We start from the raw sequence: 12893 nt of genomic DNA, 5'->3' as shown, positions 1-12893 counted from the left end.
ACCGTGGCGTCGTCGGCCCGCAGACCCCCGCTCGCACGGCATGCGATGGTGACCTCAGCGCTGCTTGGCCTGAGCTTCCTTGGCTGACGCCTCCAGACGGTTCCAGTAGTCGCGGTACCACGCCTGGTCGCCGCCATCCATGTTGCTGTTGCCCTCCCGCATACCGACCTTGCCGTCGATCAGCTCGCGGACGATGTCGGCGTGACCGGCGTGCCGGTGCGTCTCGGCCGTCATGTGCAGCATGATCCGCTGAAGCGTCACGTCTCCCTTGTCACCCCACCACGCGACGTGGCCCATCGCGTCGAGCGGCAGCGCCTCGATCGTCGCGTCCGTGTGCGCCCAGGCGCGGTGGTAGAGGCCGAGAACCTCCTCGCGTGACTCGTCGGTGGAAGCCCACATGTCCGAGTTGGGCTCGGCGCCTTCCTCGTGCCAGGGGAGGGATTCGCCGTGCGGGCGGCCGAAGGTCGGGCCGAAGTAGCCGAGTTCGACGCTGGCGAGGTGCTTGACCAGGCCGAGGAGGTTGGTGCCGGTCGGCGTCAGGGGCCGGCGGACGTCGTACTCGGACAAGCCGTCCAGCTTCCAGACGACCGCTTCGCGGGCTGCTTTGAGGTAGCGGTGCAGGTCGTCTTTGGGATCGTTGAGTGTCATGGAGCCGAGTCTCGCATCACCCGCCGACAGCGGTCGCGTGAGTTCGCGGGCCGCCCAGGACGAGCGACTGCACCCTTCGGACTACCGGGTCTTCGACCCTGTGGAGGACGATCTGGCGGCACCGCCGCGAGAGACTCGATCCGTGCGAACAACCATCGGATACACCGTCGAAAGCATCGGCTACGTCGTGGGAGCCCAGGGGCTCGTCAGCTTCGTCTCGCAAACCTTCTTCGGCACGGAGTGGGGCTGGATGCACAAGGTCGTCGACCTTCCGTCCACCGCGTACCTCGGCATCGTCGTCGTGGGGCTGGCGCTCATCGCCGGCGGGGTGAAGACGCGGAGGGCATGAGGGCGCCTGTCAGTGGTGATCGCCATCATGGGGATGTGACGACCCTCGAAGGTCAAGCGGCCGCGCCGGGAACAGCTGATCCGGTCGGCGGGTTGCATCGACCGAGGGACGGCGCCGCACGGTCGGGGAACACGGAGACCACCTGGTCGTCCGCGCCACCAGGCTCCGGGCCCCGGATCGTGGTACGCCCGCCGTGCACCTCGACCAAGACGTATATCCGTAGGAGGACCGCATGACCGACCGGCCTTTGACGCTCATGGCAGTGCACGCCCATCCCGACGACGAGGCCACCGGGACCGGAGGGGTCCTCGCGCGGTACGCGGCGGAAGGCATCCGCACCGTGCTCGTGACGTGTACCGACGGCCGTTGTGGTGACGGACCGGGGGGCGTCAAGCCCGGCGATCCCGGGCACGATCCGGCGACCGTCGCCCTGATGCGCCGTCAAGAACTCGAGGCGAGCTGTGACGTCCTGAAGGTCGGCGACCTGGAGATGCTGGACTACGCCGACTCCGGGATGATGGGCTGGCCGAGCAACGACGCCCCCGGATCCTTCTGGCAGACCCCCGTGCAGGAAGGCGCCGCCCGACTCGCGGAACTCATGCGGCACTACCGACCCGACGTGGTTGTCACCTACGACGAGAACGGTTTCTACGGCCACCCCGACCACATCCAGGCCCACCGCATCACGATGGCCGCGCTGGAGATGACCGCGCTGACACCGAAGGTGTACTGGACGACGATGCCCCGCTCGGGGATGCGGCGGTTCGGGGAGATCATGCGCGAGTTCAGTGAGGACATGCCGGAGCCGGATCCCGCCGAGACCGCCGCGCTGGCCGAGATCGGCCTGCCCGATGACGAGATCACCACGTGGGTGGACACCACCGCGTTCAGCGGCCAGAAGTTCGATGCACTGGCCGCGCACGCCAGCCAGGGCGAGAACATCTTCTTCCTCAAGATGGGCAAGGAGAGGTTCGGCGAGCTGATGGGCATGGAGACCTTCGTGCGTGTCAAGGACTCCACCGGCGCGGCCGTACCCGAGAACGATCTCTTCGCCGGACTGCGCTGACCCGTCCGTCCGGCCGGCTCGGGGCAACGGCGCCGGGAACGGCACTGCCGTGGCGGGGGACGGGAGCGGACTGGAGGCGGTGCCGGAAGCGAACACCCCGCCCGCCTGCGGGACCGGCCGCCTTGATTCAGGGTGTGGTCGGGGGGTTGTCGAGCCGTTCGAGGCACGCCACGTTCTGCCGGTCCTCGGGGTCCGTGCTCGCCTCGGCGGCGAACCAGGCGTCGAGGATTTCCGTGAGCAGCGGTTCCGATGTCAGGCGCAGGCTGAGTGCGAGCACATTGGCGTCGTTCCAGCGGCGCGCACCGTCTGCCGTGTAGGCGTCCGTGCACAGGGCCGCCCGTACGCCGGGCACCTTGTTCGCGGCGATCGAAGCGCCCGTCCCGGTCCAGCAGCACACGACGGCCTGGTCGGCGTTTCCGGCGGCGACCTCACGGGCCGCGGCCTGCGAGCAGGCGGCCCACTGTGGATCGTCGCCGGGGTTCAGCGCGCCGAACGCCACCACGTCGTGCCCGCGGTCGCGCAGTTGCCCGAGGAGGGCGCGCGCCACGGGTTCGTCCATGTCCGAGGAAACGCAGATCCGCATGGTCCGAGCCTACTGAGGTTCCGAGGTTCCGAGGTCGGTGTCGGCCGGCGACGGTTCGTGGTCCCGTGGCCCGCGCGAGGCTGCGGTGCGCGGGCCCCGGAGCTTCTCAAGCGGGGTCCTTCCCGACGGCCGTGTACCGCCGGCGGCCGGCCACGGACAGGCCGGCCAAGGTGAGGGCCATCAGGGCGGCCGGCACCGTGAAAGCGGCGGTGATCGAGTCGGGAGAGTCATCGGTGAGCAGGATCGAGGTGACCTCCGCACCCACCGCCGTGCCGAGGTTCCGGAGCAGGACGTTGACGCCCGCGCTCGCGGCGCTGTCCGACGCGGGTACGGACTGCACGGCCAGCGCGCCCATGGCCGCGTAGGCGAGGCCCAGGCCGGCGCCCCGTACGACGTTCATGGAGGCCAGCGCGACGAGGCTGCCGTGGGCGAGGACCGCGGCGAGGTACCCGACGCCCACCAGCGCACAGCCGAGGGCCAGGGCCCGGCTGGTCCCGTACCGCTTGACGGTCCGTCCGGCCAGTGCCCCGGCAGCCATCAGCGCGAGCCCGGTGGGGAGCTGGACCAGCCCTGCCGCCGTCGCTGATCCGCCGAGGCCGAAGCCGGTGTCCGGCGGGGCCTGGACCAGCTGGGGAATCACGATGCCGGCCGCCATGAACGCGTAGCCGCAGGTGAGGGCCGACCCGCCCGCCGCCAGCAGTGCCGGGGCGCGCTGGGCTCGCAGATCGATGACGGGCTGCGGGACACGCAATTCGTACGCCGCCCAGCCGACCGCGCCCAGCAGGCCGATGGCGGTGAGTGCCAGGGTGCCCGGCGAGCCCCAGCCCCAGTGCCCGCCCTGGGAGGAGGCGAGCAGGAGCGCGGAGAGCCACAGGGCGAGCCCGACGGATCCTGCGATGTCCAGCCGGCGCCATGCCCGCGCCTCCCGGTCGGGCGTCCGGTCGGCGGGGATGACGCGGAGCGTGCCGGCGAGCGCCGCGGCGCACAGCGCCAGCGGAAGCAGGGAGAGCGAACGTGTTCCGGCCAACGCCGTCATCGGGCCGCCGAGGACCCAGCCGCCCGAGGCGCCGAGGCCGATGGCAGTCGACAGGACACCGATCCGCGAAGCCACCTTGTCGGTGGTGCTGACCCTGCGGACCAGGGCGAACGCGAGCGGTAGAGCGGCGGCGCCACCGCCGGCCAGGACCCGGCCCGTCACGAAGAGGGCCAGTCCGTCGGCCGCGGAGGCGAGGGCCAGGCCGATGGCACAGGTGACGAGTGCGATGGTCAGAACGCGCCGGTGGCCCCAGAGGTCGCCCAGCCGCCCCGCCACTGGGGTGGTGACGGCGGCGGACAGGGTGAAGCCGGTCAGGGCCCAGGTGACGGCGGTGCCGGAAGCCCGCAGGTCGGTGGCCAGCTGGGGCAGGGCAGGCATGACCAGGGATATCGACAGGGCGTAGGTGGTGACAGCGGTCAGCAGAACGGCGGTCACGGCCCGCCCTGCGGTGCTCGGCTGAGCCGGGCCGGAATGCCCGGCGGGGCCGGCCGGGCCGGCGGGAGTGGTGGGGCTGTTGCGGGCGCCGGTCACAGGACCTCCCGGTGCGGAGCGCCGACGGACCAGAGCTGCTGCGGGCCGGAGATGTTCTTGAGCGTTCGGGGCGGGCCCGCGGGGTGGAAGTCGAACGCCCCGTCCCCCGCCGCCCGTACACGCTCGGACACCAGCACCTGCCCGGGTTCGGCGCCGGCGCAGCAGCGGGACGCCAGGTTGACCGCGTGCCCCAGCAGTGCGAGCGAGGACATCGGCCCGAGATCGAGCCGCCCGTGGTGCACGTCACCCATCGCGATGCCGCAGCGGAGCCCGACCCGCCAGATCTCGGGGTCGGGTGCGCCGCTGGAGGCCACCCAGCGGTCGGCGAGGCCGGGGAAGTCCGTGAGCAGCTCGGCCGCGGCGGTGAGTGCGGGCCGTGCGAGCTCGGAGTCCGGCCGGCTGCCCGCTGTGGTCGGGTCGCCCAGCGAGCTGCCGAAAACGGCGATCAGGCCGTCTCCGAGGAACTTGTGGACGACGCCGTGGTTGCGGTGTACGGCCCGGGCCGCGCCGGCGAGGAACTCCTGGATGTTGCGCAGGAATTCGGTGCCGCCGTACTGCAGGGCGTCCGCGATCCGGGAGTAGCCGGAGATGTCCCAGAAGACGACGGCCGCCTCGGTCGTGCGCAGGTCCAGGGCCGAGTGGTCGCGGGCCAGAGCAGCGGCGAGGGCCGGGTCGAGGAAGCCGCCCGGGCCGTCTTCGTACCGGTCGGGGCCTCGGGTGCCGGCGCTCACGGGGCGGCCTTGAGGAGACGGGGCAGGCCGGCCAGGCTCGCGATGGTCTCGACGCCCGGATCGCTCCACTGGCCGGCGCGGTCGAGCAGCACCGCACGGATGCCCGCGGCGCGGGCACCGGCGATGTCGGTGCCGGGTGAGTCGCCCACCATGACGCTCTGTCGGGCGGTCCTCCCGAGGAGGGAGAGAACGGTGGCGAACGCCGCCGGGCTGGGCTTGGCCGCGCCCAGTTCCTCGGAGATGAAGACGTGGTCGAGGTGGGGGGCCAGGCCCAGGGCGCGGATCTTGGCGCGCTGACCGTCGGACGGCCCGTTGGTGAAGAGGGAGAGCTCCACCCCGGCGGCGCGCAGGGAGGCGAGGGTGGGCAGTGCGTCGTCGAACAACTCGATGTCGGTGTTGGCGCACGCCACGTACACGGCGTTGGCCCGCACCGCGGCCGCGGAGGCCGTGGCACGGTCCGCCCCCACGTCGGTGGCCGGGATCTCGAACCGCAGTCGGCGGTACTCGTCCCGGGCCAGCTCACCGGCGGTGAACCGGGCGAACAGGATGGGGTCCAGTTCGTCGAACCGGGACCAGTAGGCCGCGCCGGACGGCACTCCGTGCTCGCCCAGCAGCAGGTCGATCTTCCGCTTCGCGCGCTGACGGGCGGCCCCGTAGTCGCACAGCGTGTCGTCCAGATCGAAGATCACCGAAAGCATCCGTTCAGCCCTCCCACACCACTCGGAAACCGATCGACGCCGACCCGGCGATGTACCACCTGCCGCGTCGGGCGGAACAGGCGAGCAGGGCGGCGGACTTGTTCCAGGCCCCGCCCTTGACGACCTTTTCGTACGTCTCGGGAGCCGACGGGGTGTCGCGGTCCCGGCGGTGCGGGGTGAAGCGGTCTGAGGTCCATTCCTCCGCGTTGCCCGCCATGTCCGTGAAACCGAGGGCGTTGGCAGGGTATGCGCCGACAGGTGTGGTGCTGCCGACGTTCTCGCCGAAGTTGGCGGCGGTTTCACTCGGTTCGGTCTCGCCCCACGGATACGTCCGGCCGGCGAACCCCGCGGTGGCGCAGTGCTCCCACTCGTCCTCGGAGAACAGCCGTCCGCCGAGGGCCTCCGCCGCGAGCCGGGCACCCAGCCATGGCACGCCGACGACGGGGTGGTCCTCCCACCCGGGCCGAACCCGGTACCGCCCGGCCGCGGGGTCGTAGCGGAGCGGGAACGCGGGGTTCTTCGCGTTGATGTAGAGGGACATGCCGTCCCCCTCCTCCGGCACCTCCAGTGCGTTGAGCAGGGTCGCGTAGTGGTGATTGGTCATCAGGGTGCGCATGACGAGCAGGGGAGCCCGGTGCGGCCCTTCCGGCGCGGTCGCGGGACCGGGGGACGGAAGCAGGACGGAGGAGGAAGCGGGCACGGTCACGGGCACGGCCGTCGCGCGCAGGGCACGCCGGAGCTCAGCGGGCATAGTCGTACTCCTCGAAGAAGGACCGGAGACCGGTGGCCAGGCGGGTCTGCTGTGCCTCGGTGAGCCGGCTGCGCCAGGAGTTGAGCACCGAGTCGCGCGAGCGGTAGCTGGAGTACCGGCCGCCCCGGCTTTCCCTTTGGGAGTCGAGGATGAAGTCCCTTTGTTCGTCGGTCGGTTCGAGGTCCAGGAAGCCCATCAGCCGGCCGAGTGCGTCCTCGGGCTGCTCGACCAGGTCCTCCAGACGGACGGTGATGTGCTCGAAGGCGGCCAGCGACCGCCGCGCGAGCTCCCAGCGGATGCCGATGCTGTGCAGGCAGAGCTCGAAGGGGTCGAGCGCGTCGCCGGGCGGGTGGCCCAGCTGCTCCTCCAGGTAGCGTGTGACGGTCACGCTGTACTTCCACAGCTCGTCGGCCTCCGGCACGTCGAGCACCGACGCGGTGACGGCTCGCGGGTCGCGCACCAGGTGGATGACCCGCAGACCGGGCAGGTACTCACCGAGCCAGGGGAGTTTCTCGTAGAGCAGCGTCTCCTTGAAGCCGCGTCGACAGCCCTCGGGGGAGGAACCGAGCCACTTCCGCAGCTCTTGGAGGAACAGCACGATCTTCGGGGACGAGTACAACTCCGGGTGCAGGACGGCCTGGTCGTACGCGGCTGCGGACCAGGGCCTGAGGTCGTTGTCCCGGAAGAAGTCCGTGTGCATGGAGAACGGCTCGTTGGCGCAGGCGACGGCCGTGTTGCGCTGGATCAGTTCTCCGAGGAAGTTCGTGCCGGATCGGTGGTGGCCGATGATCAGAAATGGCGCACTGCGGTGCATCGGTTGGTCGGTCCCTGGATTCGCGAGGGCGGCTCGGCCGCCGACGACTGCTGTCAGTGTCCCGAGCCGCTGCGAGGGGAAGTCGTGATCGGCGGCCCGGGCCGGTGCGGAAGTGCCGGGCCGGTGGCCCTCGGCGGGGTGGGCCCCCCGGCCGCCCGGCCGGGGCGGGCCCGGCGCGAACCGCGTGCGGGCTACCCGGGCCAGGCGATTCCCGCCCCCCGTCGGACGCGGCCCCCAAGGTGCGGGCCGGCGTCCGGTAAAGATCATCTCGCGGGAGTGTGAACGGAGCGTCTCGGCAGTACCAACGGGCTGCGAAGCCACGCGTCCGGGGGCAGGACGGCGCCCGGGCCGCTCCGGAGCCGATCGGCTGCGGGCGGCGCGCCGGCGTCCCGCTGGGCCACCCGCCTGACGCCGTGGCCCCGTCAGGCCGACCGGCGGCTCCTGCTCCCGCACACTCGGTGCTCGTGGGCCGGGCGGCCGGGTCGGGTCCTCACCTCGGCGAGGAGTGGCGAGTGGATCTGCATCTCACGGACAAGGTGGCGGTGGTCACCGGAGCCGGCAGGGGCATCGGTCTGGCGATCACACGGGCGCTGGCCGACGAGGGGGCCCGGGTGGTCGCCGCCACCCGTACGGTGGGCCCCCCGCTGACCGAACTCGTGTCCGGCGGCCGCGTCCGGCCCGTCGCGGTCGACCTGACGACCCCGGACGGACCGGCGCGCCCGGTAAGGGAAGCGGTCGAGGCGTTCGGCGGGCTCGACATCCTCGTCAACAACGTCGGCGCCGTCAGCCCGCGGCTTGAGGGCTTCCTGTCGGTCACCGACGAGGACTGGACCTGGGCCCTGACCATCAACTTCCTCACAGCCGTCCGTACCACCCGGGCCGCCCTCCCGCACCTCATCGAGCGCGGAGCGGCGTCGATCGTCAACGTCAGCTCGGTCAACGCCTTCCTGCCCGACCCAGGGGTGATCGACTACTGCGCGGCCAAGGCGGCGCTCACCAACTTCTCGAAGGCGCTGTCCAGGGAATTCGGCCCGCGCGGCGTACGCGTGAACACCGTCAGCCCCGGCCCGGTCGAGACGGACCTCTGGCTCGGGGACCGGGGCGTGGCCGCCACCCTCGCGGCCGAGTCGGGCAACACCCCACACGACATCGTCACCCACACCGCCGCCCAGCTCGTCACCGGACGCTTCACACGCCCCGAGGAGGTCGCCGACCTCGTCCTACTGCTCGCCTCCGACCGGGCCGGCAATGTCACGGGTTCCGACCACACCATCGACGGCGGCCTGATCAGAACGCTCTGATCCGATGCCCCGGAACCCCGCTCTCGGTGGGATCGAAACCCAGACCGCACAGCCGAAGCGCTTCGTGCCGACCGCCCTCGCCGAAGCGGGCACCGGACCCGATCCCAGGCGTGGGGCTGCGGAGAGCTCCACGCCGAGGTATTCTGAACGCGTTCAATATTGTTGAGGTGGTGTCGGGTTGCGGGCATGGCGGGCAACCCGAGGTGGGGGAGGCTGTGATGAGTACGGGCAGATGGCTGTGGGTCTCCCTGTGGCGCTACGTCCCGACGGTCCTGCTCGCCTGGGTGGTCGCTTCCTTGGTGCAGCCGGTTCTGGGTGCCGATCCTTTCGCCGAGGAGTTCGCCCGGGAGATGAGCGTCGGGCTCGTCGGGGTGCCCCTCCTGACGATCGCGACCATGTTCGTGATCGTCCTCCTGTCAGGTCGGCGGTATGAACCGCCGGACGGCGGTCCCCAGCGGATCCGGGGCGGCTGGATGGTCATCCTGCCGCTGGTGCCGTTGCTGCCGGTGGCACTGCTCGTGCCGGTTCAGTATCTGATCGTGCTGGGCGCGCAGCTGACCTACGTGTTCTGGGTGCTGCCCTGCCAGGACTCCCGGGACGTGGCCGACGTCCTGCGTTCGCTGCCGGACCCGGCCGTCCCCGCGGAGCAGCGGGCTCGGATGGCACGCGCGGTCGCGGGGCTCCGTACCGGGCCGGTCGTCCAAGCCCTGCTTCTCGCAGCCGCCGACGAAGAGCCGGAGGTCGCCGAGGCGTGCACGGAGAGCCTTTGCGCCATCTGGAGGCACAACGGCGTCCTCGGCGAAGACCAGTTGCTGAAGCTTCCCCCGCAGGCCCAGGACCGGGTTCGGGCGCTGGGCATCAAGATCCGCAGCCCCTGGTGACGGGGATGAACGCTTACGATCATGACCCGTTCGACGGAGTGGAGTTGGCCGGCTGTGATGCCCCCGTACTGTGCGATCTGCCGTGCGTCCTTCAGGGACCGCGACTACGAGACCTTCACGCTCGTGTACTTCCGTGCGATCGCGCCACCGCTCGATCACGCGGGGCATCCCGAGAACGCCGTCTGGTTCTGCGAGGATCACGCCCGGTACGCCGAGGGAAAGACCCACATGAGCGCCATCCTGGCCATGGTCCACATACGCGCGGCCATCCGACGCAACGCCCAGAACCCCTGGCCGCTCACCAGCATGCCCTGACCCCACGATCTCGCCCCGATCCGCGGGTCGCCCGTGCCCGCCGACGGCTCGGCGTCCTACGGGTACTGATGCGTGATCAGCGATTTTCCCACCGGGTGAGGAGCGGCTCATAGGGGTGGCCCTCTGGCGTGAAGACCAGGACGAAGTCCTCCCCCATCTTGGTCGCCACCTCGCGCAAGCGCGCCAACACCTGCGCCGGGGCAGGAAGGTCGAGGCCAAGGGCTGCGGCAGCGCGGTCCCTCAGGGTCAGGAGGTCCGGCGTGTCCTCCAGATGCTCGGCCTCGAGCTCACGACTCTCCTCGTCCGTGAACGCCTGGCAGTCGCGCCACCACGGTACGACCAGCAGGAGCCGCAACAGTTCGGGCAGGCCGACGGCGATCAGGGCCGCACCTCCTTCGGAGTCGGCATAGAGGATGGGACGTTCCTCGCCGCCATCACCGCAGAAGAAGTACGTGCCGCCGGCGCCGTCGCCGGCGAACCCCTCGAGCGCGGCGCCCGAGGCAAGGTGCACCTCCTCGACATGGTCGCCCCGGTCCAGGTCGAATTCACCCGGCCAAGCGAGGAAATCGGCAGCATCTTCCTGCTCACGGACGGCAGCGATCAAAGATTCCATGGGCGGCAGCCTATGTCGCGTTGATCGACGACGAACGCGGGGCACCAGTCGCAACTGCGAGGTGTGCCTGCACCCGAGGGCACTGCGGCAGAGTCCGCCAGGCCGTTCCTCTGCCGATCACGTGGCGTGGCCGAACCGGCCATCGTCGACGGGGCGGTGGTGCGGGGCGGGTGAAGGCGCCCCCGGTCCCGCGCGGAGCGGGGCCGGGCGGCCGGGCGGGTCGCGTGCATCCGTACCTTCTGACCAGCAGAAACTCTCTGGACTCCGGGCACGGGACCGACATATCGTCTCCGGGGCTCCCGCCCGCCGGGCGAGGGCGTCCACATGTCATCCGAACCCGTGGGGGTCTTCCACCGTCATGTCCTTCGGCGCACCCGGCTCACCGCCGCCTCCGCAGCCCCATCCGCAGCCGTTCCCGCAGCCGGGCCCGGCCACGTACCAGGTCCCCCGGCAGGGCCACCCCTACCCCGGTGGCCCGTTCCACGCGGCGCCGCCGGTGCCCCACGGCGTGCTGCGCTCCCCGAAGGGCCTCGCGACGGCCCTGACCTGGCTGCTCGGCGCCGCGGCCGTGGCGCACCTCTTCTCCGCGGGCGCCGGCGCCTACGAGCGTTCGTGGTTGCAGGGGTTCGCTGGGAACACCCACTTCGACGACCTCGAATTCGGCGTATCACCCGCGCTCACCATCCTCGCCGGACTGCTCCAGTTGCTCACGGTGCTGCCCACGGTCGTCGTCTTCATCATCTGGTTCCACCGAGTGCGCAGCAACGGCGGCATCTTCCGTCCCGACGCCTTCACCCTGGGCAGCGGCTGGGCCATCGGCGCCTGGTTCGTCCCCGTGGCGAACCTGTTCCTGCCCTGCCGGATCGCCCTGCAGACGTGGCGGGCCAGCACCCAGCGCGGCCCCGACGGCTCCGACCGCACGGAGCCCGCCACGCTGCCGGCCTCATGGTGGGTGGTCTGGGTCCTCGCGGCCATCGCGGGCCGCGTCTTCAGCCGGATCTACATGGAGGCCGACACCGTGGACGAGCTTCTCGCGGCGGGACTGCTGGGGGTCGCCGCGGACCTGGTCACCGTGATCGCCGGCGTGCTCGCCATCCTCTTCGTCCGCAGGCTGACGGCGATGCAGCACACGATGGCGACCGAGGGCCCGTACGCGCGCGCCTGACGGGGGTCGGCGCCCCTCACACCGGGTCGGCCGCGGCGGTGCCGACCGCGAAATCCCGCACCACACTTGCCGCCGCGCCGGGGGGACGCTGTCGGCGTACACGGTCAACGTGCCCGGTCGCGTACGGCCGTACACGCGCAGATGGCCGCGGTCTTCGGCGCCGAGGCCGCGGAAGCGGTGCTCGACGTTGCGGGCGGAGACGTGAACGACGAGCTGCTGACGGTGCGGGACACGGTCGCACGGATCACCGGAACGCCCGCCCGCCCGTTTCGGCAGTGGGCCGAGGAGAACGTCAACGCCTTCCGCTGAACCGCCTGGAACCGGTGGAGGCCGTCGGGGTGGTGCCGGTCGGCCGGGGCGTCCGGATGCCGAGGATCCTGAACGTCACGCTCTCGCGGTGCACCGCCCTGTCCCGGCTGATGTGGATGCCGCTTCCGCCCCGCCACTCGTCCACCCCCAGAGTGCTGGGGGTGGACGACTTCGCGCTCCGCCACCGCCGCCGGTCTCAGCCAGGCAGCCTGAACAGCGCGGCCCGGCCGGCGAGCTCCGGAGGGGATGTGGGCGGACCCGACACGTCAGGCCGTTCGTCGTGCCCGGCGGCCGGGCGCCGGCGCCCGCTGGTCACCAGGGGATGGCGCCGTCGTCTTCGAAGAACGAACCGGACGGGCCGTCGTCGGGAAGCGTGGCGAGCCGGATCGGGGTGGCTGCGCCCTGCTCGGGGGTGCGGGATCCGTGGAAGCCGGTGAAGTCGGTCGCGACCAGCCCCGGGCAGGCAGCGTTGATCAGGATGTTCGTACCGGCGAACTGCCGGGCGTACTGCACGGTGACGGCGTTGAGGAACGACTTCGACGGCGCGTAGGCCGCCATGATGGGGCCGATCTCGATGTTCGGGTCCGCCTGCCGGGTCAGGGAGGCGACGCCGCTGGAGACGTTTACGATGCGCGGCGACGCGGAGCGCCGCAGCAGCGGCAGCATCGCGTTGGTCACGCGGATGACGCCGAGGACGTTGGTCTCCACGACCGTGCGGACCACGTCGAGGTCGAGTTCGGTCGGGTCCTGCACCCACCCCGGGCCCGACTCTCCCGAGATCCCGGCGTTGTTGACCAGGACGTCCAGGCGCCCGGCCTGCCTTTCGATCAGTTCCGCGGCATCGGTGACACTGTGGTCGTCGGTCACCTCCAGCGGCACCCCGAACGCGTCCACCCCGGCGGCGCGCAGTTTCTCCACGGCGGTTTCGAGCCGTGCGTTGTCCCGGGCTCCCACGCCCACGCGGTATCCGAGGGCACCCAGACCGGTTGCGATCTCGTACCCGATTCCCTTGTTCGCGCCGGTCACCAGCGCAATCTTCGTTTCGCTCACGACATTGATGCTCACTCACCCGACGGCGATGCGACCAACACCGATAGGGCAT

Annotated in this window: 15 protein-coding genes and 1 pseudogene; 7 read left to right on the top strand and 9 right to left on the bottom strand. The window is 71.1% G+C overall.

What is annotated here, in order from left to right; genetic code table 11:
* Window positions 1-54: 54 nt before the first annotated feature.
* Window positions 55-648, bottom strand: a complete 594-nt coding sequence (locus tag ACIQ5Y_RS01935) for a DinB family protein (RefSeq protein WP_403873949.1) — start codon at window positions 646-648, stop codon at window positions 55-57.
* A gap of 142 nt (window positions 649-790) precedes the next feature.
* Between ACIQ5Y_RS01935 and ACIQ5Y_RS01930 the strand changes: the two genes are divergently transcribed.
* Both ACIQ5Y_RS01930 and ACIQ5Y_RS01925 read left to right on the top strand, forming a co-directional pair.
* Entirely contained in the window at window positions 791-997 is a 207-nt protein-coding gene (locus ACIQ5Y_RS01930; RefSeq protein ID WP_403873947.1) for a hypothetical protein, read from the top strand.
* Between the two features lie 232 nt (window positions 998-1229).
* On the top strand, window positions 1230-2063 hold the full coding sequence (locus ACIQ5Y_RS01925; protein ID WP_403873945.1) for a PIG-L family deacetylase: 834 nt from the start codon (window positions 1230-1232) through the stop codon (window positions 2061-2063).
* Between the two features lie 127 nt (window positions 2064-2190).
* On the opposite strand, the gene ACIQ5Y_RS01920 is transcribed toward ACIQ5Y_RS01925, so the two are convergent.
* The 6 genes from ACIQ5Y_RS01920 to ACIQ5Y_RS01895 form a co-directional block, all read right to left on the bottom strand.
* Entirely contained in the window at window positions 2191-2646 is a 456-nt protein-coding gene (locus ACIQ5Y_RS01920; RefSeq protein ID WP_403873943.1) for an RpiB/LacA/LacB family sugar-phosphate isomerase, read from the bottom strand.
* Between the two features lie 106 nt (window positions 2647-2752).
* Window positions 2753-4117, bottom strand: coding sequence for an MFS transporter (locus tag ACIQ5Y_RS01915; protein ID WP_403873941.1), 1365 nt, complete (start codon window positions 4115-4117; stop codon window positions 2753-2755).
* Between the two features lie 92 nt (window positions 4118-4209).
* Complete coding sequence (locus tag ACIQ5Y_RS01910) at window positions 4210-4944, bottom strand: adenylate/guanylate cyclase domain-containing protein (RefSeq protein ID WP_403873939.1); 735 nt, start codon at window positions 4942-4944, stop codon at window positions 4210-4212.
* On the bottom strand, window positions 4941-5633 hold the full coding sequence (locus tag ACIQ5Y_RS01905) for an HAD family hydrolase (RefSeq protein WP_403873937.1): 693 nt from the start codon (window positions 5631-5633) through the stop codon (window positions 4941-4943). The genes ACIQ5Y_RS01910 and ACIQ5Y_RS01905 overlap by 4 nt, the downstream gene beginning before the upstream one ends.
* Window positions 5634-5646: 13 nt before the next feature.
* Complete coding sequence (locus ACIQ5Y_RS01900; protein WP_403873935.1) at window positions 5647-6393, bottom strand: formylglycine-generating enzyme family protein; 747 nt, start codon at window positions 6391-6393, stop codon at window positions 5647-5649.
* The gene (locus tag ACIQ5Y_RS01895) at window positions 6383-7207 is read right to left on the bottom strand and encodes a sulfotransferase (protein ID WP_403873933.1); all 825 of its coding nucleotides are present in this window, start codon (window positions 7205-7207) and stop codon (window positions 6383-6385) included. The genes ACIQ5Y_RS01900 and ACIQ5Y_RS01895 overlap by 11 nt, the downstream gene beginning before the upstream one ends.
* Window positions 7208-7719: 512 nt before the next feature.
* Here ACIQ5Y_RS01895 and ACIQ5Y_RS01890 point away from each other — a divergent pair.
* The 3 genes from ACIQ5Y_RS01890 (at window position 7720) to ACIQ5Y_RS01880 (ending at window position 9704) form a co-directional block, all read left to right on the top strand.
* Window positions 7720-8508 (top strand): SDR family NAD(P)-dependent oxidoreductase, encoded by a 789-nt coding sequence (locus tag ACIQ5Y_RS01890; protein WP_403873931.1) that lies wholly within the window; start codon window positions 7720-7722, stop codon window positions 8506-8508.
* Between the two features lie 218 nt (window positions 8509-8726).
* Window positions 8727-9389, top strand: a complete 663-nt coding sequence (locus tag ACIQ5Y_RS01885) for a hypothetical protein (RefSeq protein WP_403873929.1) — start codon at window positions 8727-8729, stop codon at window positions 9387-9389.
* Between the two features lie 21 nt (window positions 9390-9410).
* On the top strand, window positions 9411-9704 hold the full coding sequence (locus ACIQ5Y_RS01880; RefSeq protein WP_403873927.1) for a hypothetical protein: 294 nt from the start codon (window positions 9411-9413) through the stop codon (window positions 9702-9704).
* A gap of 76 nt (window positions 9705-9780) precedes the next feature.
* Here ACIQ5Y_RS01880 and ACIQ5Y_RS01875 read toward each other — a convergent pair whose 3' ends face one another.
* Entirely contained in the window at window positions 9781-10317 is a 537-nt protein-coding gene (locus ACIQ5Y_RS01875; protein WP_403873925.1) for a hypothetical protein, read from the bottom strand.
* A gap of 358 nt (window positions 10318-10675) precedes the next feature.
* On the opposite strand from ACIQ5Y_RS01875, the gene ACIQ5Y_RS01870 reads away from it, so the two are divergent.
* Both ACIQ5Y_RS01870 and ACIQ5Y_RS01865 read left to right on the top strand, forming a co-directional pair.
* Window positions 10676-11482, top strand: coding sequence for a DUF4328 domain-containing protein (locus ACIQ5Y_RS01870; RefSeq protein ID WP_403873923.1), 807 nt, complete (start codon window positions 10676-10678; stop codon window positions 11480-11482).
* 117 nt (window positions 11483-11599) lie between these two features.
* Window positions 11600-11791, top strand: a pseudogene (locus ACIQ5Y_RS01865) (hypothetical protein); the annotation flags it as partial.
* Window positions 11792-12103: 312 nt separating this feature from the next.
* Here the strand turns inward: ACIQ5Y_RS01865 and ACIQ5Y_RS01860 are convergent.
* The gene (locus ACIQ5Y_RS01860) at window positions 12104-12841 is read right to left on the bottom strand and encodes an SDR family oxidoreductase (protein WP_403873921.1); all 738 of its coding nucleotides are present in this window, start codon (window positions 12839-12841) and stop codon (window positions 12104-12106) included.
* Between the last annotated feature and the right edge of the window lie 52 nt (window positions 12842-12893).

The organism is Streptomyces sp. NPDC096339 (assembly GCF_044762985.1).
Taxonomy (GTDB): domain Bacteria; phylum Actinomycetota; class Actinomycetes; order Streptomycetales; family Streptomycetaceae; genus Streptomyces.
This window is presented reverse-complemented; position numbering and strand designations above follow the sequence as displayed.